The sequence below is a fragment of the Streptomyces sp. NPDC057702 genome (assembly GCF_042799315.1).
Lineage (GTDB): Bacteria > Actinomycetota > Actinomycetes > Streptomycetales > Streptomycetaceae > Streptomyces.
This window is the reverse complement of sequence record NZ_JBHVJC010000029.1, coordinates 19,120-40,326: the sequence shown is the minus strand read 5'-3', so window position 1 is coordinate 40,326 and position 21,207 is coordinate 19,120. Positions and strand designations below refer to the sequence as shown.

Sequence of the window (21,207 nt, the reverse complement as noted above, 5' to 3'; positions counted from 1 at the left end):
TACGGTGCGTCATCGGGCCGTACGTCCGCAAAGCGGACGGCACTCCGTGAGCTGGGCGCTGACGTGTTCCGTGGGTGACGGAACACGGAAAAGACGGAATGAAGCGGATGAAGATGCTCTTCCGTACAGATGGCGCGGGCGCGAAAGACTCCTCAACTTTCCTGCCCGGCGCGGGTTTTCACCCTGTCAGAGCCGGGTACGGAAGGCTGCAGATCACGAAGAGAAGGAGCGCGTCCCGAGCGGGAGGACGGGAGAACAGTCGGTACTGCACGGTCGACTCGGGTCCACCGCAGCCCCACCTCCTCCGGCCGGTCCCCCGTAGGGGACGACGTAAGTCCCTGATCAGGCGCCAAGGCTACCAGGGGTGTATGACCCCGGCGTGCCGCTTTGCCTCTTCGATACGGGTTCTATGCTCGCCGCATGGCGAATGTTCTTGAGCTGGTCGAAGCCCGACTGCGCGGCGCGCTGGGCGAGCCGGACGCCCGCGCCGCCATCACCTTCGTCGGCACCGACCGCATCGAGGTGCTGCGCTTCACGGGAGACGACGCCGGCGCCGAGGAAGTGGTGCGGTACGCCACGCTCGGCATGTCGGGCCAGCCCATGGCGGACCCCGCCGACCCGCTGGCCGACCCGGTGCGCGGGCCCCGCGCCGAACTGCTGCTGACCGTGCGCGCGCGCCGGGCCGACACCGACAAGGCGCTGCGCCCGCTGGCCGTACTGGCCGCGTCGCCGCAGGTCGAGGGCGTGATCGTGGCGCCGGGCAGTTCGCTGGACATCGGTGAACCGCTGTGGCCCGGGGCGCCGTTCAGCTCGGTGCTGGTGGCCGAGTCCGGTGGTCTGGTCGAGGACCTGGAGCTGGACGCGCCGATGGATCCGGTGCGCTTCCTGCCGCTGCTGCCGATGACGGCGAACGAGGCGGCGTGGAAGCGGGTGCACGGCGCGGGCGCCCTGGAGGCGCGCTGGCTGGCCCGGGGCACCGACCTCCGTGACCCGCTTCGCCGCCCGGTCTCGCTGGAGGACTGACGCCGCCTCAGACGCGGTACGGGGAGGCCCGATTCGCCCTCGTGCGCGGGCCCGGAGCGTGAGCAAGCCCACGTCGACTCCGCGACGCGGGTTCGGTGCGGCGCGGTTCAACGTGGGCTGTGCGTAGGCCAGTTGACGCGTGCGGTGGCCGCGTGCTCGGCGTCCGGGCGGCGCGGGGGCGCGGCGCGGGGGCGCGGTGGCCACCGCGGTCGGGTGCGGAGGGGGCCCCGCCGGCGTCGTCGCCGGTGTCGCGCGTGCCCCGCTCCCTCGGCCGCGCGTCGGCCGGAGTGAGCTGATCGGGGCCGCGCGTCGCGTGAGGGCAGCTCACCGGTGCTGGTGGCACCCGGCTTCGCCCGGTGGGCGTGCCGGACGGGTGATCGTCCTTGACGCGACGGCGCGCGGGGAGGACCGTGGACGACTATGAGGGGCGAACCCACTTGCCCGAAGTGCGGTGGCCGGGTGCGTGCGCCCGGTCTGTTCGCCGACTCCTGGCAGTGCGACACGCACGGTGCCGTGCACCCTCTCCAGCCGGTCGTGCCGCCGAGCGTCGAGGCGCTCGCCGTCGTCGTGGGCCGCGCCCAGGTGCCGGTCTGGATGCCGTGGCCGCTGCCGGTCGGCTGGCTGTTCACCGGCATCGCCTCCGCCGGCGACGACCGCAGCGGCGGCCGGGCCACCGCCGTGGCCTGCTCGGGCCCGGGGCCGCTGGGTGGCCCCGGCGAGATGCTGCTGATCGCGGAGGAGCTCGGGGTCGGCCTCGGTGCCCGGTACGCGGGGATCGACGGCCTGGACCCCGGCCCCTCGATGTGCGTGGACCGCCCCCCACAGGCCAAGGTGCTCGCCGCCGGCCGCCCCACGCCGCTGTGGCACGTCAGCGACACCCCCGACGACCGCGCCGTCTTCGCCGGCGAGGCCCGCGGCCTGTGGCTGTGGGCCATCGTCTGGCCCGAGCAGGCCGGACTCCTGCTCTACGACGAGTTCGTGCTCACCGACCTGCGGGACGCCGGGGCCGAGGTGGACCTGGTGCCGTGCGGCGCGCTCTCGCCCCGCGTGCTCTCCTGACGCGCGCTGCCGCCCGGCCCCGCCTCCGAAGGCCCCGCGCCGCGCCCGCGCGGTCGGCGCGCGGGAGCCGACAGCGCGTCGGCGGACCGGCCCGGCGCCACGCGAACGGGCCAGGGCCCGCGCACTCTGCACCGGGTGGACGCGCGGCGACGGCGGGGCGGGGGACCCACGCGCGAGCGCGCGGACCACGGGGCGGGATGTCCGGCTCGTACGCCTGTGTGAGCGGGGGCACCGCTGTGCCCCGGTACAGTGAGGACGTCCCTGTAGCCCCCATCGATCGCCTTGGAGTCCGCGTCGTGCGCATCGACCTGCACACCCACTCCACGGCGTCCGACGGCACGGACACCCCCGCTGAGCTGGTACGCAACGCCGCGGCCGACGGTCTTGGCGTCGTCGCCCTGACCGACCACGACACCGTGGCCGGATACGCCGAGGCGCGCCGCGCGCTGCCGGCCGGGCTCACGCTGGTCACCGGCGCCGAGCTCTCCTGTCGGCTGCGCCTGCCGGCCCCGGCCGGCGACGAGGGCACCGACAGCGTCGGCCTGCACCTGCTGGCCTACCTCTTCGACCCCGAGGAGCCCGAGCTGGCCCGCGAGCGCGAGCTCGTCCGGGACGACCGGGAGCCCAGGGCCCGCGCCATGGTGGACCGGCTGCGCGCCCTCGGCGCGCCCGTGACCTGGGAGCAGGTCGCCCGGATCGCCGGCGACGGCGCGGTCGGCCGGCCGCACGTGGCCGCGGCCATGGTGGAGCTGGGCATCGTGGCCAGCGTCTCCGACGCCTTCACCCCGCAGTGGCTGGCCAACGACGGGCGCGCGTACGTCGACAAGCACGAGCTGGACCCCTTCGACGCGATCCGCCTGGTCAAGGCCGCCGGCGGGGTCACCGTCGTCGCCCACCCGCTGGCGCTCAAGCGGGGCCAGTGCGTGCCCGAGAGCGCGATAGCCGAGCTGGCGGCGGCGGGCCTGGACGGCGTCGAGGTCGACCACATGGACCACGACGAGCCGACCCGCGCCCGGCTGCGCGGCCTGGCCGCCGACCTCGGGTTGCTGACCACCGGCTCCAGCGACTACCACGGCAGCCGCAAGACCTGTCGCCTCGGCGAGTACACCACCGACCCGGAGGTCTACGGCGAGATCATCCGCCGCGCGACCGGCGCCTTCCCGGTGCCGGGCGCCGGTGGCTGAGCCCGTCCGCGCCCCGTAGCGCCCGCGCCGTGAGCGGGCCCCGGCACTGCGCCGGTCGCCCGCGCCCGGTCGCCGCCTCCGCCCGCCGACCCGCGCCCGCGCACCACGCTCCGGCTCCGACCGGGACCCGGTGCGCCCGCGCGCCCGGCGGGCCCGCGGCCGGTCGCGTACGCCCCCGGGGTCGGCCGTGCGTCGCCGCGTGGCGGCCCGTCCGCGCCACGGGTCCGGGCGGCGGCCCGCGCCGGCCACCGTCCCCGTCCTTTCCCCGTTCCCTCGCGCCGCCCGGCCCCCGTGCGCGGCCCGTCGTCCCATCCGCTCCGCCCCTCGGCCTGTCCCAGGCCCGGCTCTCTCCTCGCAAGGCACATCGTGTTCGACTTCGCTCTCTTCGGGTCCCTCTTCCTTACCCTCTTCGTCATCATGGACCCCCCTGGCATCACGCCGATCTTCCTCGGGCTGACCTCCGGGCGCCCGCTGAAGACGCAGCGCAAGATGGCGTGGCAGGCGGCGACCGTGGCGTTCAGCGTCATCACCCTCTTCGGCATCTGTGGCCAGCAGATCCTGGACTACCTGCACGTCTCGGTACCCGCGCTGATGGTCGCCGGCGGGCTGCTCCTGCTGCTGATCGCGCTGGACCTGCTGACCGGCAAGTCCGAGGAGCCGACGCAGACCAAGGACGTGAACGTGGCGCTGGTGCCGCTGGGCATGCCGCTGCTGGCGGGGCCGGGCGCGATCGTCTCGGTGATCCTGGCGGTGCAGCACGCCGACGGGTTCGGCGGGCAGGTCTCGGTGTGGTCGGCGATCGTGGCCATGCACGTGGTGCTCTGGCTGGTGATGCGCTACTCGCTGCTGATCATCCGGGTCATCAAGGACGGCGGCGTGGTGCTGGTGACCCGGCTGGCCGGAATGATGCTGTCGGCCATCGCGGTCCAGCAAATCGCGAACGGAATCACCCAGTTCATCCAGGCCGCCTGACGCCCCGCCCGCCCCTCGTCAGCGCCTCCCGCGCCTACCCGGGGGAGTGGTGTGTGGCGGCTGGCGCACGAGCGACCAAGACGCCCCCGTACCGTGTGCTGGTACGGGGGCGTCTCGCGTGCGAGGTGCGTCGTCGTGCGGGCGACCGGTCGTGCTACCGGGCCGCGGAGTCGGCTGGACGGATGTAGATGCGCTGGCCCACCGAGGCGGCCTGCTGCACGATCCGGTTGACGGAGGCGGCGTCTACGACAGTGCTTTCCACGGCGGTGCCGTCGATGTCGTCAAGGCGCATGATCTCGAAGCGCAAGGCTTCTCCCTTCGTCTGATCCTCCTGAGGAGAACTGTGAGTAGTCGGACGCGCCGCCACTTCGCGACGCGTTCCATGGGGGACAACGAGTTGCCCGAAGCAAACATTCCCTACGCTAAAGAAATTTTTCGACATGCTAATCACTGGCAGGTAACAGCAATGGTTGTGTTCGCTGTGTCACGGCCCGGAAACCGAGGCCACCATGCATGACGTCGAACCCCCCGGCGGGGTCGACCTGAACGTGATCGCCGCCGGCATCGAGCGCACCAACGAGCTGCTCCAACGCGTGCTCGCCGAGGTCGCGACGACGCCCTCCACCCATGCGATCTTCGTCGACGCGGGCTACGTGTACGCGGCGGCCGGCCGCCTGGTCACCGGCACCGAGGACCGCCGCGCCTTCGAGCTGGACACCGAGGGGCTCATCGAGGCGTACATCGACCGGGCCCGCACGATCTTCCCGGACAGCAGGCTGCTGCGGGTCTACTGGTACGACGGCGCGCGCCGGCGCATCCACACCACCGAGCAGCAGCGCATCGCCGAGCTGCCCGACGTCAAGGTCAGACTCGGCAACCTGAACGCCAACAACCAGCAAAAGGGCGTCGACTCGCTGATCCGCACCGACCTGGAGTCCCTGGCCCGACACCGGGCGATCGGGGACGCGGTCCTCGTCGGTGGCGACGAGGACCTGGTCTCGGCGGTCGAGGCCGCCCAGGGGTACGGGGCGCGCGTGCACCTGTGGGGCATCGAGGCGGCCAGCGGGCGTAACCAGGCCGAACCGCTGCTGTGGGAGGTCGACAGCCAGCGCACGTTCGACCTCGACTTCTGCAAGCCGTACGTCACACGCCGGACCGTGGTCGCGGAACTGACCGGCGAGGCCGGCCCCGGGCACCTGCCCAGCCGCGACGACGTGCGCTTCGTCGGAGCCCAGGTCGCCGCCCAGTGGCTGGCCAGCCGTGGCCGGGGGGCGCTCGCCGACCTGCTGCCGGGCCACCCCTATCTGCCGGGCTCGGTGGACCAGGAGCTGCTCATCGAGGCCGAGTCGCTGCTCCAGCTCTCCCTGCGGGCCCACTCCGACCTGCGGCGGGCCGTACGGGACGGGTTCTGGGACCACCTTCAGGCGCAGTACTGAGCCTCGCGCGGGGGCGCCGGGCCGCACCGGGTGGCCAGGCGCCCGACCGCCCGCGCGCCCCGGGCGGTCGGGCCCCTCGCGGACCGGGTCCCACGGCGGGCGGCTCAGAGCGCGATCATCACCTTGAGCGACTCGCGCTGGTCCATCGCCCGGTACCCCTCGGGCGTCTCCTCCAGCGAGAGGGTGCGATCGAAGACGCGGCCGGGATCGACCGAGCCGTCCAGCACACCGGGCAGCAGCGCGTCGACATAGGCGCGCACCGGCGCCGGCCCGCCGGTCAGCGTGATGCTCGACCCGAACACGCTCCCGAAGCCGATCGGCGCCTCCTCGTACTGCGGCACGCCGACCCGACTGATCACGCCACCGGCGCGTACGGAGCCCACGGCCATCTCGTACGCCGACAGCTGGCCCACGGCCTCCAGCACGGCGCGGGTGCCGTGGCCGCCGGTCAGCTCGCGGACCCGGGAGATGCCCTCGTCGCCGCGCTCGGGGACGACGTCGGTGGCGCCGAAGAAGCGGCCCAGGTCGGTGCGGTCCCGGTGGCGGCCCATCAGGATGATCTGCTCCGCGCCGAGTTGCCGGGCCGACAGGACGGCGAGCAGGCCGACCGCGCCGTCACCGATCACGGTGACCGAGTCGCCGGGGCGTACGCCGGCCAGCTGGGCGGCGTGGTGGCCGGTGCCGTAGACGTCGGCGAGGGTCAGCAGCGAGGGCAGCAGCGCGTCGTCCACGTCGGCCGGCAGCTTCACCAGGGTGCCCTGGGCCTGCGGCACGCGCGCGGCCTCGGCCTGCGCGCCGCCGATGCCGTCCGCGCTGTACCAGCCGCCCCGGGGACAGGCTGTGTGCAGGCCCGCCCGGCAGTACTCGCAGGTGTTGTCCGCGAAGTAGAACGGCGAGACCACCAGGTCGCCCCGGCTGAACCCGGAGACCTCGGAGCCGAGCTCCTCGACGACGCCGATGAGCTCGTGCCCCATCGGGCGCGGCCCCTCGGCGGCGGACATCGTGTGGAAGGGGTGCAGGTCCGTGCCGCACACGCAGGAGCGCAGGATGCGTACCACCGCGTCGGTCGGCTCCTCGATGACCGGGTCCGGCGCGTCCTGGACGCGCACGTCGCCGGCCTCGTACATGAACGCTGCCCGCATGGGTGACATCTCGCTTTCTGCCGGGTGACCAGGAACGACGAGGCCCGCCTGCCGTCCAGTGGCCCCGTGGACACGGAACGTCATGAAGCGTGACCCGACGGGACCGCAGACCGCAACCGCTGCGGTCAGACGCCGGGCGCGACGGATTTCCGCTGGTCAGAGCGGGAATATCGGATCGGACCCGTTCGTTGCGGCCCCTGCCCGCCGGGGCCGCCGCCGCGCTGCCGGGCGCCGGCGCGCGGCGGACCCCTAGTGTGCCGCCATGCGCGATGACACCCCCGACGACCAACGGCGCGTGCGCCTTGGCCGCACCTTCGACGAGGACGCGGAACTCTACGACAGGGCTCGCCCCGGGTACCCGCCACAACTCTTCGACGACCTGGCCGAGTTGGCCGGAACCGGCCCTGGGTGCCGGGTCCTCGAGGTGGGGCCGGGCACCGGTCAGGCCACCGTGCCGCTCGCCGAGCGCGGCTGTCGGATCACCGCCGTCGAACAGGGTGCGAGCATGGCCGCCGTCGCCCGGCGCAACCTGGCCGGGTACGCGGCGGCGGAGGTCCTGGTGGCCGATTTCGAGACCTGGCCGCTGCCGGCCGAACCGTTCGACGCCGTCGTCTGCGCGACGGCCTTCCACTGGCTCGACCCGGCCGTGCGGATGGCCCGCGTCGCGGACGCGCTCCGCCCCGGCGGGGCCCTCGCGGTGGTCGCCACCCAGCACGTGGCCGGTGGCAGCCAGGAGTTCTTCACCCGGGTCCAGGACTGCTACGAGCGATTCGATCCGGCCACCCCGGTCGGGCTGCGACCGCCGGCCGCGCGGGACGTCGACACCTCGGACCACGCGGCCGAGGTCGCGCGCGACGGACGGTTCGGCGCCGTGACCTTCCGGCGGTACGAGTGGGAGGCGACGTACACGACGGCGGAGTACGTGGCACTGCTCCTGACGTACTCCGGCCATCGGGCGCTGCCGCCAAAGCCCAGGAAGGGCCTGCTGGAGTGCGTCGCCGGGCTCATCGACGAGCGACACGCGGGCCGGATCACCAAGCGGTACCTGACGGAGCTGCGGGTCTCGCGCACGCTCCCACGGCCGTAGCCGCCGGGCCCGGGCGTCGCGCCCCGGCCGCTCGGGCCGAGGGCGCCGCTCCCGCTCGGGGAGTACGGCTGAGGGCGCTGCTCCGTCGAGGTGCGCGCCGTCCGCCCAGGTCGTGGCCGTGGGCGGGGCCGCGCGGCGCTTCGCGCGCGGGCGCGCGCGTCCGGGCCGGGGAGCCGGGGGTCGGCCTCGGGCGGTCGACCTCGTCCTGCGGTCGAGGCGTGGGGCCTGGCGCGGCCTTCGACCTGGCCGTGGCCCTTCGGCCGGGCGCGGGCGGGTCCGGGCGGGCTCGGGGCGGCGGAGCCGAGGTGAGCGGCCCCGCTCGCCCGGGTCAGCCGCGCCCGCGCACGCCCTCGCTCGCGGGGTGGGCGCCGCCCCGGGCGCGCGTGGGCGGCGCCGGGGTCGCCGTGTGCCAGAAGGCCGCCAGGGCGCGTGCGGTCTCGACCGGCCGGTCCACCGCGGGGGAGTGCTCCGCGCCCGCGATGACGGAGCGGTGCGCCCCGAGCCGCGTCGCCATCGCGTCCAGCCGCGGCACCGGCCACGCGTAGTCGACGGCGCCGGAGATCACGTGTACCGGCAGCGCCAACTCCGCCAGCTCCGCCACGCGATCCTCCTCGTCCATCAACTGCCGTGCGGTAGCCACCAGTTGCTCGGGCCGCGTGTCCATCCAGCGCCGGTGGAGGAACTCCCGTACGGCCACGGGCTCGGCCTCGCCGGCGGCCTCCGGGGGGTCGAGCTGGCGCATCGCCTGCCACACCTGCTCCATGTCGAGCGTCGCGAGCGCCTCGGTCAGCAGGGTGAGCCGGGCCCGCTGCGCCTCGGCGACCGGGCCCGGGCCCGCGCTCATCAGCGTGAGCGAGGCGAACGGCGCGGCGTCGCGCAGCACGGCGGAGCGGGCGACCAGACCGCCCAGCGAGTGGCCGAGCAGGTGCACGGGGCCGCCCGCGCCGACCGCCACGGCCTGCGCCAGCACGTCCCGGGCCAACTCCGCCCGCGCGTACGCCGAGACGTCGGCCGGGCCGTCGCTCTCGTACTGTCCCCGCCCGTCCACGGCCACCACCCGGAACCCGGCCGTCGCCAGCGGTTCGAGCAGCGTGATGAAGTCCTCCTTGCTGCCGGTGAAGCCCGGCACGAGCAGCGCGGTCCCGGTCGGCGGCCCGGCGGGCGACGCGTCGTGCACGGCGAAGGCGCCACGCTCGGTACGCAGGGCGTACGCGCGGGCGTGCGGCGGGAGCGTGAGATGGGGCGGCCTGCTCATGCGACCGAGGCTAACCCGGCGGCCAGGCGCGCGGTGGCGGGCGGCCGGTTCGTCGCCAGACGTTCCGCCCCCGGCAGGCGACCGGGCCCCCGACGTTCCCCGCCGCCGCCCGGCGAGCACGCTGGCGAGCACGTCGGAGAGGGCGAGCGGCCGGGGTGGCGGGCACGCCGACGGGGCGCGACCGGTCCAGGACCGCGCCCGCGTACGCCCGGCAGCGCCCAGGGCCGCTCGGGCCCAGCGCGAAGCGCGCCGCGGACCGGCGCCGGCCGCGTTCCGGCGCACGCCGGGGCCGCCGCGCGGCGCGCGCCCGACGCGTGGGCAGCGCACGGCCCGCCCCGCGACCGGCACCGAGCGCGCGCGAACGTTCCGAGCCGGCTCCGATGTGCCCGGCGCGGCCGCGTACGGGCAGCGGGTAGTGCGGGCGACGCGGTGGGCGCGGGCGAGGCGGGTGACTGGGGAGGCTGCGGTCGGCGTGGGCGAGGGGTGGGTGACCAGGGGGCTGCGGGTGACGCGGGCGGCGTGGGCGAGGTGGTGGCCGGCGGCGCGGGTGGGGCGGGGCCGGCGCGGGGGGCTACCGGCGGCCGGAGCCGCCGGATGGGCGAGACGGTCGCCCCGAGGCGGGTGGCGGACGTGGTCGGCATGATCGCCGAGGCCGGCCCGGGCTCCGCTCGGCGGGTGCACCGGCGCCGGCGCGGGCGAGGTGACACGCCCCGTGCGCAGGCCCGGCGTGGGGCGGGTCACCGGATTTCGCGGCGGCGCCCCCGACCGCCCCATGCGTGCCCCCGGCACGAGCGACGTGCCGGGGGCCGGCCCGGCAGGCGTACGGGCGGGTTCCGGCGGCGTACGCGCGGGTGCTGGCGCGGCTGGCGTCGGCGCGCCCGGCGCTGGCGCGGGGAAAGGCCGAGGGCCCGGGACGCTGGGTGCGTCGTCGGGCCCTCGGCCTTGGTGCCGTGCGGGGATGCCGCCCGGATCAGCTCTCCTGAGTGGCCTCGGAGCTGGCGGTGGCGCGGCTGCGGGTGCGGCGGCGGCGCGGCTTGGCCGTGGCCTCGCCGGCCTCGGTACCACCACTCTCCGTGGCACTCTCGGCGGCGACGGGCGTCTCGGTGGCCTGTGCCGTGGCGGGCTTGGTGGACTTGCGCGCCGGGCGCGACCGCTTGACGGGCGCGGGCGCCTCGGCGTCCGCGCCGGCCACCACGGTCGCCGTGGCCTCGACCGCGCCGTCCGTCACCGGAGCGGCGCCCTTGACCTCGGTGGCCGAGCCACGGGTACGCCGGCGGCGGCGCGGCTGGCGGGCCGCGGTCGGTTCGGTGCTGGCGGCGGTGCCGTCGGCGGTGTCCAGCGCGTCGGTGGCCTTGCCCTCGACGTGCTGGCTCGCGGTGGCCTCCGCGTCGCCCCCGCCCTCCAGGGTGAGACCGCCACGGGTGCGGCGACGTTGGCGCGGCGTGCGGGTGCGCGCCGGGCGCTCGCGCTCCTGCGGCGGGGCGGCGGCGGCCTTGCGGCTCCGACCACCCCGGCCGCCGGTCTCGCCGAGGTCCTCGATCTCCTCGGCGGCGAGCCCGGCCCGGGTGCGCTCGGCTCGCGGCAGTATGCCCTTGGTGCCGGCCGGGATGGACAGCAGCTCGTAGAGGTGGGCGGAGGTGGAGTACGTCTCCTCCGGCTCGTCGAACGGCAGGTCGAGCGCCTTGTTGATCAGCTTCCAGCGAGGGATGTCGTCCCAGTCCACCAGGGTGATCGCGGTGCCGGAGTTGCCCGCGCGGCCGGTGCGGCCGATGCGGTGCAGGTAGGTCTTCTCGTCCTCGGGGGACTGGTAGTTGATGACGTGGGTCACGCCCTCGACATCGATGCCCCGGGCCGCGACGTCGGTGCAGACCAGGACGTCGACCTTGCCGTTGCGGAAGGCGCGCAGCGCCTGCTCGCGCGCGCCCTGGCCGAGGTCGCCGTGGACCGCGCCGGAGGCGAAGCCCCGGCGCGCGAGCTGCTCGGCGATGTCGGCGGCGGTGCGCTTGGTACGGCAGAAGATCATCGCGAGCCCACGGCCGTCGGCCTGCAGGATGCGCGAGACCAGTTCCGGCTTGTCCATGGAGTGGGCGCGGAAGATGTGCTGGGTGATGTTGGCGACCGTCTGGCCCTCGTCGTCCGGCGCGGTGGCGCGGATGTGCGTGGGCTGCGACATGTAGCGGCGCGCGAGGGAGATGACCGCGCCCGGCATGGTCGCCGAGAACAGCATGGTCTGCCGACGCGCCGGCAGGAGCTGGATGATCTTCTCGACGTCGGGCAGGAAGCCGAGGTCCAGCATCTCGTCGGCCTCGTCGAGGACGAGTCCACGGATCTTGGAGAGGTTCAGCTTCTTCTGGCCGGCGAGGTCCAGCAGACGGCCCGGGGTGCCGACGATCACGTCGACGCCCTTCCTGAGGGCCTCGACCTGGGGCTCGTAGGCCCGGCCGCCGTAGATCGACAGGACGCGCACGTTGCGCACCTTGCCGGCGGTCAGCAGGTCGTTGGTGACCTGTTGGCACAGCTCGCGGGTGGGGACGACCACGAGTGCCTGCGGGGCGTCGGAAAGCTGCTCGGGCGTGGCCCGACCGGCCTCGACGTCAGCGGGGACGGTGACCCGCTCCAACAGGGGCAGGCCGAACCCGAGCGTCTTGCCGGTGCCGGTCTTGGCCTGACCGATGACGTCGGTGCCCGAGAGGGCCACCGGGAGCGTCATCTCCTGGATGGGGAAGGGGGACGTGATGCCGACGGCCTCCAGGGCCTCGGCGGTCTCGGGGAAAATCCCGAGCTCTCGAAACGTAGACAGGATGCTTGCCTCTTCTGTGAGACGCGGCGCGAGGCGGCGAAGGGGGTCGTACCGCACCGGGTACTTGTGCCGACCGGGGACGGGCCGGATGGCGCGGGACCACTGCCTCCGCTCAGGCGCGCACACCGCGAGCGGTTCCCTCTCGCCGCGCGTATGTCTCATACGCACCGCGTGGAGGGCGGTCGATTTGGAGCCGATCGGGCCACCGACCGGGCATCCGCATGCGTGGAACGACCCGCCGATAAGGGGCGGGCTCCTTACCACTGTACCCCGGATACGGCGCTCCATCCGGAGGCTTGTTTGAGTGCGACGATGAACACACTCCACCGCACCCGGGCCGCCAGGGCCGGCCGGGGACTTCCGCGCGCGCCCGGGCGGACTATTGTGCGCGTCATGGAGACGCCCAACGCCGCTGACAGCACGCCCGACGCCCCGCGCGAGAGCACCGGGATCGCCGCCCAGGACTGGACCCGGGCATCCACGGAACCGCAGTACCGGGCCGCGGTCATCGACCTGCTCGGCGCCCTGGCCTACGGCGAGCTCGCGGCCTTCGAGCGGCTCGCGGAGGACGCCAAGCTCGCGCCGACCATCGACGACAAGGCGGAGCTGGCGAAGATGGCGTCGGCCGAGTTCCACCACTTCGAGCGGCTGCGGGACCGGATCGCGGCCATCGAGGCCGAGCCGAACGAGGCCATGGAGCCCTTCGCCGCCGCGCTGGACGAGTTCCACCGCCAGACGGCACCGTCGGACTGGCTGGAGGGCCTGGTCAAGGCGTACGTCGGCGACTCGATCGCCAGCGACTTCTACCGCGAGGTGGCCGCCCGGCTCGACACCGACACCCGGGCCCTGGTGCTCCAGGTGCTCGACGACACCGGGCACGCCTCCTTCGCGGTGGAGAAGGTGCGTGCCGCGATCGAGGCCGACCCACGGGTGGGCGGGCGGCTCGCGCTGTGGGCGCGCCGGCTCATGGGTGAGGCGCTCTCGCAGGCCCAGCGCGTGGTCGCCGACCGTGACGCGCTCTCCACGATGCTGGTGGGCGGCGTGGCCGACGGCTTCGACCTGGCCGAGGTCGGCCGGATGTTCTCGCGGATCACCGAGGCGCACACCAAGCGGATGGCGGCCCTGGGCCTGGCGGCCTAGCGGCGGCCGGGCCGGGCGGCGCCAGCCACCGGCCCGGGTCACCGGCACGCGACAGCAGCGCGCCCCGGCCGGGACGGCCGGGGCGTCGCGATGGGGAGAACGGTCTCAGATCGCCGCGGAGCGGGTCAGCCGTCCGCCGGGGCGGCGGACGAGCAGGGACAGCAGGGCGACGGCCATGATCAGAGCGGCGGCCAGGGTCGCCGTGGAGTGACCGCCGCCGAGCACCGAGTGGCCGAGCAGGGCGCCGAAAAGCGCGGCGCCGGGGCCGGTGGCGAGCACGAGGGGGGTCGCCGGCAGTTGCCGCGGCAACCAGCGGAGCGCCGCGACGGCGACGGCGAGGCCGATCAGTACCGAACCGAGCGCTTCCAGGATCATGAGCTTTCCTCCCGCGCGAGTCGTGAGCAGTCGCAAATCGGTCGTAGCCGGTACTACCCCGCACGCGGTGAAGGCAATCTTTGTCGACACATCGACGGCGGGGTCGGTGGACTGAATCCACCGACCCCGCCGTCGTGGTGCTGCGAGTGCCGTCGTACGGCTCAGAGCGCGCTGAAACCGACCTTGCGGGCCGACGGCTCACCGATCTCGACGTAGGCGAGCCGGTCGGCCGGAATCAGGACCTTGCGACCGTGCTCGTCCACCAGGCTCAGCAACTGCGCCTTGCCGCCGAGCGCGTCCGCAACGGCGCGCTCCACCTCCTCGGCAGACTGCGCGCTCTCGACGACGATCTCGCGAGGCGCGTGCTGCACGCCGATCTTGACCTCCACGGCCATGTCCCTCCGACGGTCCGGGTTTCCCCTGGCCACCGGGCCAGGGAAGGTGCGCGGTTCCCGCGCCGTACGGACACATTAGCCCCATCGCGCGGCGCGTTCGGGGGGTCGGGGGCGATCATCGCCGTGTGGGGGGTGCGCCGGCGTCGGCCGGTGGGCGCCCGCCCGCCGGCGCGGGTCAGTCCGCCTCGGGGATCGCGCCGTCCGTGCCGTGCAGCGGAAAGCCCGCGATGCCCCGCCACGCCAGGGACGTGACGAGTCGCACCGCGCGATCGCGCGGGATGTCACTCTGGCTGGAGAGCCAGTACCGCGCGACGACCTGCGAGACGCCGCCGAGCGCGACGGCCAGCAGCATGGACTCCTCGGCCGGCAGCCCGGTGTCCTCGGAGATCACCTCGGAGATCGCCTCGGCGCACTGGAGCGAGACCCGGTCCACGCGCTCGCGCACGGCGGGCTCGTTGGTCAGGTCGGACTCGAAGACCAGCCGGAAGGCGCCGCCCTCGGCTTCGACGTAGGCGAAGTAGGCGTCCATCGTCGCCGTGACGCGCAGCTTGTTGTCGGTCGTCGAGGCGAGCGCCGTACGCACCGACTGGAGCAGGGCCTCGCAGTGCTGGTCCAGCAGCGCCAGGTAGAGGTCGAGTTTGCCGGGGAAGTGCTGGTAGAGCACCGGCTTGCTGACCCCGGCGCGCTCGGCGATGTCGTCCATCGCCGCCGCGTGGTAGCCCTGCGCGACGAAGACCTCCTGGGCGGCGCCCAGGAGCTGGTTACGTCGAGCCCGGCGCGGCAGGCGCGTGCCTCGCGGGCGCGCCTCGGTCTGCTCGATGGCTGTCACGCCGCCTCCCAGGTGGGTCGTTCCGTGCACGGTGTTCACCGCGCCCGCCATCGTACTTTTGGGTAACCGAGGCGCGCGCGGCCCGTGCGGAGAATTTCACGGACCGGACACGGGGGGAAGCCGACAAAAGGGGTGGTTCATCGATAGTCCTCCTCGTCGGTCGCCACGATCCGATGCTGCTCGGCGACGTCGGCGGGGTTGGCCGCCGTCGGGTCGAGGTCGATGGGTCGCTCGTCCTCGGCGGGCGCGAGGTCGGCGCGCTGCTCGACGCTGTCGGCCTCGGGGGTCTCGACGCTCCGGTCGTCGCCGGCGTCCTCGGTGGGCTCGTCGTCGGGGAAGGTGGGGGGATCGGTCGGACCGATGGGTTCAGTGGGCATACGGCTCCCCTTTCCAGGGCGAGCGCCCTCTATACGAGCCTACGAGGGGTCGTCTTCGCGCGCTATGCGCTGAGAGCGCGCGGACCGCCGGCGCCGGGGCGGGGCGCGCGGGAGGTGGCCGACGCGCGCGGACGCCGCTGACCTCGCCGGTTCGCGGGGCGCGTGGGGCGGGTCGGGCGCGCGGGAGCCAAGCGGAAGACACGGGGAAACGGCCGTGGACGCGGTGAGCCGTACCCGTGATGGCGAACACACGAACGTGGCACGTGATCGTCTCGTAACATTGGCCTATGTCATCCACCGACCTGCCCGATCCGCGCGGCGTGCCCTCCTCGGTGCCCGGCGAGCCGGTCGGGGCGGGGGAGCGGCTGCGCGAGGTGCGGCTTGAGGGGTACGCGCTGGCGGTGCGGTCCCGACCGCCGACCCGTGCGGGACTGCCCCCCGCGTTGTACGTCCACGGCCTGGGCGGCGCGTCCGACAACTGGTCGTTGCTGATGGCCGAGTTGGCCGACGTGGTGGACGGCGAGGCCGTCGACCTGCCCGGGTTCGGCTTCTCGCCGCCGCCGGGCGGCGGCGACTACTCGCTGGCGAGCCACACCCGGGCCGTGACCCGTCTCCTCGAGGCCGGCGGCCGTGGCCCGGTCCACCTGTTCGGCAACTCGATGGGTGGCGCCGTCGTCACCCGCGTCGCCGCCGTACGGCCCGACCTGGTGCGTACGGTCACCCTCGTCTCGCCCGCGCTGCCCGAGGTGCCGCCCCAGCGGACCGCGCTGCCCACCGCCCTGCTGGCCGTCCCGGGCGTCACCCGGCTCTTTCGCCGGCTGACCAGGGACTGGACGGCCGAGCGGCGCACCCTGGAGCTGCTGGCGCTGTGTTACGGCGATCCGCTGCGGGTCGATCCGCGACACCTGGCCACCGCCGTGGCCGAGTTCGAGCGGCGGCTGGCGCTGCCGTACTTCTGGGACGTGCTCACGCACTCGGCGCGCGGCGTCGTCGACTCCTACACCCTGGGCGGCCAGCACTCGCTGTGGCGGCAGGCCGAGCGGGTGCTGGCGCCGACGCTGCTGGTCTACGGACTGCGGGACCAGCTCGTCTCGCTCCGGACGGCCCGGCGGAGCAAGGCCGCCTTCCGGGACGCCCGCCTGCTGACGCTTCTCGACGCGGGTCACGTGGCGATGATGGAGTACCCCGAAGTGGTGGCGCGGGCCTTCCGTGAACTGCTCAACGACCTGGAACTGCGCGCAAAGGTGGAGCCCGTGGAGTCTGTCGAAGCCGAGGGCGCCGAGGCGTGGCGCCCGGTGCGATCGGGCGCGCCCGACGCGGAGCGGGGCGCTGCCGCGCGTGGGTAGGCACAGCGCGCGCGGCCCGCGATCGCGCGACGGACGCTCCGGCGGCTCCGGCACCCCCGCCCCGCGCCCCGCACCCCCCGCCCAGCGGGCGCCGGCGGAGAGCGCCGAGACGTTTCCGGCCTCCGACCAGGCGCCCGCGCCACCCGGCCAGACCGGTGGTGGCGCGGCCTCGCGCGCGATGCCCCACCCCGGGGACACGCCGGCGCGCGGGGTGCCCTCTTTCGGGGGGCACGGCCCGCTTGGCGACAACCCCGCCGGCCCGCCCACACCCGCGCACGGCACCCCGCTACCCGGCGGCCCCTCGGGCGGCAGCCCGTCCCGTGGCGGCCGGCCGCGTGATACCGGCGCCGCGTCAGGCGCCCCGCGCGACACGGCGCCGGGCGCCCCGACACGGGGCACCTCCCGGCCTCCGGCGCGGGAGGCTCCGGGGCGGGGCGCACCGTACGCCGACGGCACCCCGGCGGGTGGCCTACCGCGTGTCGGCGGGGCGCGTCCGACGGGCCCGGCCCACCCCGGCGCCACCCCGCCGCACGGCACTCCCCTCCCGGACGGCACGCCGCCGCACGGGGTGCCCACGGCCCCGGGCGGCCGGGCGCGCGGCGGGCACCCCGAGCACCGGGAGGCCGGGGGCGGTTGGGGCGCGCTGGGCGGGCCGGCCCAGGGGCGGGCGGCCGACGGCGAGGCCGAGGCCGGCGGGGCGGGTGCGGGGCGCGCGCCGGTACGCGGCGGTCTGCCCGGACCGCGCCGCGAGTACCTGGAGGCGTTCGACAGCTCCGAGGGCGACGATCCGCCGGGGACGGTGGGGCCGGGCGAGGACGACGGCGAGCGCGCGGAGCCGGAGCCGGCCCCGGGCGGTGGCGCGGGGCGCGCCGACGACGACGTGTCGCCGGGCGCGGGCCGGGTCGCGCGCGTGCGCGGCGGCCGGGGCGCGGGGCCGGCAGGCGGCAGGGGGCGGACGTTCACCGGGATCGCCGCCGCCGCGGTGACCACGGTGCTCGCGGTCGTGGTGGCCGGTCAGGTGACCGCCGAGTCGAAGGACGCCGAGGCGCGGCCGTCGAGCGGCGCGACGGAGCGGGCCGAGGGCGGCGAGGCGTCCCGTTCGGACGGCCGGCCCACACCGGCCCCGCCGCCGCCCCCGCCCTCGTACGAGGAGAAGCTGGCGCTGAAGTACCCGCTGAGTCCCACGCTGAAGGGGCCGGGCGGCTTCACCACTGTGCCGGGGCGCGACAAGGCGCCGGGCCGGGGCGAGGTGGTGCGCTACCGGGTGGACGTGGAGCGGGGGCTGCCGCTGGAGGCGCAGCTGTTCGCGCGGGCGGTGCACAAGACGCTCAACGACGAGCGCAGTTGGGGCCGGGGCGGCAAGCGCACCTTCGAGCGGGTCTCCTCCGGCGACGCGCGCTTCGTCATCAGCCTGGCCAGCCCCGGGACCACGGCCACCTGGTGCGCCAAGTCGGGGCTGGACACCACGCAGGACAACGTCTCGTGCGACTCGGCGGCCACCGAACGCATCATGATCAACGCCTATCGGTGGGCCCAGGGCGCGAAGACCTTCCGCGACGACCAGACGGTGCTCTACCGGCAGATGCTCATCAACCACGAGGTGGGCCACCGCCTCGGGCGCGACCACGAGGGCTGCCCCCGGGACGGTGCGCTGGCGCCGGTGATGATGCAGCAGACCAAGCTGCTGCACACGGGGAACGCCACCTGCCGCGTCAACGCCTGGCCGTACCCGGACGAGGAGGACGAGGCGCGCCGGTAGCCCCCGCACGCGCCCGGCACGCGCCCCGCGCCCGCGCGGTGCCGTACGGCGTCGGCGCGCGGTCGACCGGGGCGGTCCCCGTCGGCTCTGGTCCGCTCCGTGTGGCGACGCCGTACCCGGGCGCGGTCGCGGGCGACGCCGCTGAGGGGACGGCGCTGACGTGGGCGGCGAGGGCGGCGGTCACGGGCGGCGGGCTGGTGGCGACGCCGCGCCGGCCGCACTCCGCGTGTCACGGCCGCCGCGTGCTACGGCCGCCACGCGCCACGGTGGGCGGTCTCGCGCCGTGGCGCGTGGCGCTGCTGGCGCGCCACCAGCCTTGGGCGCCACGCGTCACGTCGCTACGCGCCGGCGCCACCGCGAGCCGTGTGGCCCCCGCGACCGTGACCGTTCCGCGCCACGGCCGCCGCGCGCCCCGCGCCCCGCGCATCACGGGCGTACCCGTCGCGCGCCCCGGTCACGGTCTCCGACCACGACAGCCGCTACCCGCCACGGCCGCCACCCGCCACAGCCGCCGCCACCCGTCACGGCCGGGCCGCTCCCGTGCCACGGCGAACGGGCCGGCCCGGGCGGTACAGCGGAGCCGAGGGCGCGCACCCTAGGGTGCCCGCGCGCCATGAGGGCGAGTATCAGCCATATGCGACGGCGGGATACGCGTACCAGAGGTGCGATCTCGGCGCAGCCGCACCGCGATCACGCGGTGAGACCGCCGTCACCGGCTGTTCTTGGCAGCGTGCGGGCTCGTCGGGGTGGGGTGCGGGTGAGCGTTCGCGGGGATGCGTGACCAGCCGCATGTCGCTTTTGTATGGGTCGCCGGCGGTTTCGAGGGTGGACATGTGGTGTTGTCGGGGGTGTTGGGGGGCGTTGGCCTGAGATGGGCGCTGCCCGCATAGCGGTACTCACCGTCTCCTTATGTGAGACATCTTTGCTACCTGGCGAAAAATCGTTCAGTCTTCTGCGCATGTCGCGTCGTCCTGCCATCGAGATCGCCAGCTTCGAGCTGGCGCTGATTGGCGTGACCGGACACGCCGTCGCCGACATCCACTGTCGATAGGGCCTTCGCGTCGGCCCGCCCGTCCCGGGCGTCTGGCCGGCCCGCCCCGCTCAGGCACTGAGACGCGCGTCTCGCCAACTCGGCGCCGCTCCCTCGTTCCTCCCCTCCTCCCGCATCCGCCCGACCGCGGTGCGGCCGTCGCCCGGCGACGCCCGCGCCGCCCCGCGCCCCGGATGCCTCCTGCTGCGAAAGGCCTTCCTCGTCATGCGTCAACTGCCCCTCATATCCCGCCGCGTGGCCGCGGCGGCCGTCAGCCTCGTAGTGCTCGGCGGCGTGGCCGCCTGCGGGCCCGAGGACAGTGACAGCAGTGGCTCCAAGAGCGAGAGCGGCAGCGCGCCCCAGAAGGGCGGCACGCTCACCATCCTCAACTCCCAGCCCCAGTCGGACTTCGACCCGGCCCGGCTGTACACCTCGGGCGGTGGCAACATCCCCGGCCTCGTCTTCCGCACCCTGACCACGCGTAACCGCGAGGACGGCGCGGAGGGCGCCAAGGTCGTCCCCGACCTGGCCACCGACACCGGCAAGCCGAGCAAGAACGCCACGGTGTGGACGTACACGCTCAAGGACGACCTCAAGTACGAGGACGGCACCAAGATCACCACGGCGGACATCAAGTACGGCATCGAGCGCTCGTTCGCGGCCGAACTGTCCGGCGGCGCGCCCTACCTGCGCGACTGGCTGATCGGTGGCGATACCTACCAGGGCGCGTACAAGGACAAGAAGGGCCTCGACTCGATCGAGACGCCCGACGAGAAGACCATCGTCTTCCACCTGCGCAAGCCCGAGGGCGACTTCCCCTTCGTGGCCACCCAGACGCAGTTCGCGCCGGTGCCCAGGGACAAGGACAAGGGCACGGCGTACGAGAAGCACCCGATCTCCTCCGGTCCGTACAAGGTCGTCAAGAACGTCGGTGACGGCGAGCAGATGGTCCTGGAGCGCAACCCGCACTGGTCGGAGAAGACCGACGAGGAGCGGCACGCCTACCCGGACCGGGTGGACGTCAGGGCGGGGCTCGACTCGGCCGTCATCAACCAGCGGCTGTCCACCGGCTCGGGGCCCGACGCCGCGGCCGTGACCACCGACACCAACCTGGGCCCGGCCGAGCTCGCGCAGGTCAGCGGCGACAAGAAGCTCGCCGAGCGGGTCGGCACCGGGCACTTCGGCTACACGAACTACCTGGCGTTCAACCCGAAGGTCAAGCCGTTCGACAACCCCAAGGTGCGGCAGGCCATCAGCTACGCCATCAACCGCACCAGCGTGGTCAACGCCGCGGGCGGCTCCTCCCTCGCGGAGCCCGCCACCACCTTCCTGCCCGAGCGCGAGTTCTTCGGCTACACGCCCTACGACCACTTCCCGGCCGGTAAGACGGGCAACCCGGAGCAGGCCAGGAAGCTGCTCAAGGAGGCGGGTTACGAGGACGGGCTGAAGATCACGCTCGCCCACTCCACCGCCAAGGACTTCGCCACCAGCCCCGAGGTCGCCACCGCCGTCCAGGAGGGGCTGAAGAAGGCCGGTATCACCCTGGAGCTCAAGGGCCTGGAGGACAACGACTACAGCGAGAAGACCAAGAGCGTGAAGGACGCGCCCGGGCTCTTCCTCTCCGCCTGGGGCGCCGACTGGCCCGCCGGCGGCCCCTTCCTGGCGCCGATCTTCGACGGCCGGCAGATCGTCAAGGACGGCTCCAACTACAACCACGCGCAGCTCGACGACAAGGCCGTCAACGCCGAGATCGACGCCATCAACAAGCTGACCGACCTGAAGGCCGCGGCCAAGCGGTGGGGCGCGCTGGACAAGAAGATCGGCGAGCAGGCGCTGTCGGTGCCGCTGTTCCACCCGGTCTACAAGCGCCTGTACGGCAAGGACGTCAAGAACATCGTGATCAGCGACTGGACCGGTGTGCTGGACGTCTCGCAGGTCGCGGTCCGGTGATCCACGTGCGTACCCCCTTCGCCGCGACCACGCACCGCGTGATCGGCG

General features: G+C 74.4%; 19 protein-coding genes. 11 read left to right on the top strand and 8 right to left on the bottom strand.

Translation table 11 applies throughout. The annotated features are described in order from the left end of the window. The first annotated feature begins 420 nt into the window (after nucleotides 1-420). The 4 genes from ACFVFR_RS22170 to ACFVFR_RS22155 all read left to right on the top strand — a co-directional run bounded on the left by ACFVFR_RS22170 (nucleotide 421) and on the right by ACFVFR_RS22155 (nucleotide 4,238). Nucleotides 421-1,023 carry a suppressor of fused domain protein gene (locus ACFVFR_RS22170; RefSeq protein WP_383704337.1) on the top strand — a complete coding sequence of 201 codons (603 nt, stop codon included), beginning with the start codon at nucleotides 421-423 and terminating at the stop codon, nucleotides 1,021-1,023. A gap of 420 nt (nucleotides 1,024-1,443) precedes the next feature. Further along, nucleotides 1,444-2,082: a DUF6758 family protein gene (locus ACFVFR_RS22165; protein ID WP_383704335.1), complete on the top strand. Its 639-nt coding sequence runs from the start codon at nucleotides 1,444-1,446 to the stop codon at nucleotides 2,080-2,082. 296 nt (nucleotides 2,083-2,378) lie between these two features. Next, nucleotides 2,379-3,266 carry a PHP domain-containing protein gene (locus ACFVFR_RS22160; RefSeq protein WP_383704333.1) on the top strand — a complete coding sequence of 296 codons (888 nt, stop codon included), beginning with the start codon at nucleotides 2,379-2,381 and terminating at the stop codon, nucleotides 3,264-3,266. A gap of 366 nt (nucleotides 3,267-3,632) precedes the next feature. Next, nucleotides 3,633-4,238, top strand: coding sequence for a MarC family protein (locus tag ACFVFR_RS22155; RefSeq protein WP_383704331.1), 606 nt, complete (start codon nucleotides 3,633-3,635; stop codon nucleotides 4,236-4,238). Between the two features lie 154 nt (nucleotides 4,239-4,392). Here ACFVFR_RS22155 and ACFVFR_RS22150 read toward each other — a convergent pair whose 3' ends face one another. Continuing rightward, nucleotides 4,393-4,545: a hypothetical protein gene (locus ACFVFR_RS22150; protein ID WP_176163936.1), complete on the bottom strand. Its 153-nt coding sequence runs from the start codon at nucleotides 4,543-4,545 to the stop codon at nucleotides 4,393-4,395. Between the two features lie 202 nt (nucleotides 4,546-4,747). On the opposite strand from ACFVFR_RS22150, the gene ACFVFR_RS22145 reads away from it, so the two are divergent. Beyond that, complete coding sequence (locus ACFVFR_RS22145) at nucleotides 4,748-5,674, top strand: NYN domain-containing protein (RefSeq protein ID WP_383704329.1); 927 nt, start codon at nucleotides 4,748-4,750, stop codon at nucleotides 5,672-5,674. A gap of 104 nt (nucleotides 5,675-5,778) precedes the next feature. Here the strand turns inward: ACFVFR_RS22145 and ACFVFR_RS22140 are convergent, their stop codons facing one another. Continuing rightward, the gene (locus ACFVFR_RS22140; protein WP_383704327.1) at nucleotides 5,779-6,816 is read right to left on the bottom strand and encodes an alcohol dehydrogenase catalytic domain-containing protein; all 1,038 of its coding nucleotides are present in this window, start codon (nucleotides 6,814-6,816) and stop codon (nucleotides 5,779-5,781) included. Nucleotides 6,817-7,078: 262 nt separating this feature from the next. Between ACFVFR_RS22140 and ACFVFR_RS22135 the strand changes: the two genes are divergently transcribed. Then, nucleotides 7,079-7,903: a class I SAM-dependent methyltransferase gene (locus ACFVFR_RS22135; RefSeq protein WP_383704325.1), complete on the top strand. Its 825-nt coding sequence runs from the start codon at nucleotides 7,079-7,081 to the stop codon at nucleotides 7,901-7,903. Between the two features lie 328 nt (nucleotides 7,904-8,231). Here ACFVFR_RS22135 and ACFVFR_RS22130 read toward each other — a convergent pair whose 3' ends face one another. Together ACFVFR_RS22130 and ACFVFR_RS22125 are read right to left on the bottom strand one after the other, a co-directional pair. After that, nucleotides 8,232-9,158, bottom strand: a complete 927-nt coding sequence (locus ACFVFR_RS22130) for an alpha/beta fold hydrolase (protein WP_383704323.1) — start codon at nucleotides 9,156-9,158, stop codon at nucleotides 8,232-8,234. A gap of 970 nt (nucleotides 9,159-10,128) precedes the next feature. Then, nucleotides 10,129-11,868, bottom strand: a complete 1,740-nt coding sequence (locus tag ACFVFR_RS22125; protein ID WP_383704321.1) for a DEAD/DEAH box helicase — start codon at nucleotides 11,866-11,868, stop codon at nucleotides 10,129-10,131. 474 nt (nucleotides 11,869-12,342) lie between these two features. On the opposite strand from ACFVFR_RS22125, the gene ACFVFR_RS22120 reads away from it, so the two are divergent. Further along, nucleotides 12,343-13,098 (top strand): ferritin-like fold-containing protein, encoded by a 756-nt coding sequence (locus tag ACFVFR_RS22120; RefSeq protein WP_383704320.1) that lies wholly within the window; start codon nucleotides 12,343-12,345, stop codon nucleotides 13,096-13,098. 105 nt (nucleotides 13,099-13,203) lie between these two features. Here the strand turns inward: ACFVFR_RS22120 and ACFVFR_RS22115 are convergent, their stop codons facing one another. The 4 genes from ACFVFR_RS22115 to ACFVFR_RS22100 all read right to left on the bottom strand — a co-directional run bounded on the left by ACFVFR_RS22115 (nucleotide 13,204) and on the right by ACFVFR_RS22100 (nucleotide 15,074). After that, nucleotides 13,204-13,473 carry a hypothetical protein gene (locus tag ACFVFR_RS22115; protein WP_383704318.1) on the bottom strand — a complete coding sequence of 90 codons (270 nt, stop codon included), beginning with the start codon at nucleotides 13,471-13,473 and terminating at the stop codon, nucleotides 13,204-13,206. A gap of 161 nt (nucleotides 13,474-13,634) precedes the next feature. After that, the gene (locus ACFVFR_RS22110) at nucleotides 13,635-13,862 is read right to left on the bottom strand and encodes a DUF3107 domain-containing protein (protein WP_383704316.1); all 228 of its coding nucleotides are present in this window, start codon (nucleotides 13,860-13,862) and stop codon (nucleotides 13,635-13,637) included. 181 nt (nucleotides 13,863-14,043) lie between these two features. Beyond that, nucleotides 14,044-14,697: a TetR/AcrR family transcriptional regulator gene (locus tag ACFVFR_RS22105; protein WP_383704488.1), complete on the bottom strand. Its 654-nt coding sequence runs from the start codon at nucleotides 14,695-14,697 to the stop codon at nucleotides 14,044-14,046. Between the two features lie 137 nt (nucleotides 14,698-14,834). Continuing rightward, the gene (locus ACFVFR_RS22100) at nucleotides 14,835-15,074 is read right to left on the bottom strand and encodes a hypothetical protein (protein WP_383704314.1); all 240 of its coding nucleotides are present in this window, start codon (nucleotides 15,072-15,074) and stop codon (nucleotides 14,835-14,837) included. A 287-nt stretch (nucleotides 15,075-15,361) separates the two neighbouring features. Between ACFVFR_RS22100 and ACFVFR_RS22095 the strand changes: the two genes are divergently transcribed. The 4 genes from ACFVFR_RS22095 (at nucleotide 15,362) to ACFVFR_RS22080 (ending at nucleotide 21,159) form a co-directional block, all read left to right on the top strand. After that, on the top strand, nucleotides 15,362-16,420 hold the full coding sequence (locus tag ACFVFR_RS22095; RefSeq protein ID WP_383704312.1) for an alpha/beta fold hydrolase: 1,059 nt from the start codon (nucleotides 15,362-15,364) through the stop codon (nucleotides 16,418-16,420). A 568-nt stretch (nucleotides 16,421-16,988) separates the two neighbouring features. Further along, nucleotides 16,989-18,179, top strand: coding sequence for a DUF3152 domain-containing protein (locus tag ACFVFR_RS22090; protein ID WP_383704310.1), 1,191 nt, complete (start codon nucleotides 16,989-16,991; stop codon nucleotides 18,177-18,179). A 958-nt stretch (nucleotides 18,180-19,137) separates the two neighbouring features. After that, the gene (locus tag ACFVFR_RS22085) at nucleotides 19,138-19,230 is read left to right on the top strand and encodes an Ms4533A family Cys-rich leader peptide (RefSeq protein WP_383704308.1); all 93 of its coding nucleotides are present in this window, start codon (nucleotides 19,138-19,140) and stop codon (nucleotides 19,228-19,230) included. A 204-nt stretch (nucleotides 19,231-19,434) separates the two neighbouring features. Further along, the gene (locus tag ACFVFR_RS22080; protein ID WP_383704306.1) at nucleotides 19,435-21,159 is read left to right on the top strand and encodes an ABC transporter substrate-binding protein; all 1,725 of its coding nucleotides are present in this window, start codon (nucleotides 19,435-19,437) and stop codon (nucleotides 21,157-21,159) included. The last annotated feature ends 48 nt before the right edge of the window (nucleotides 21,160-21,207 follow it).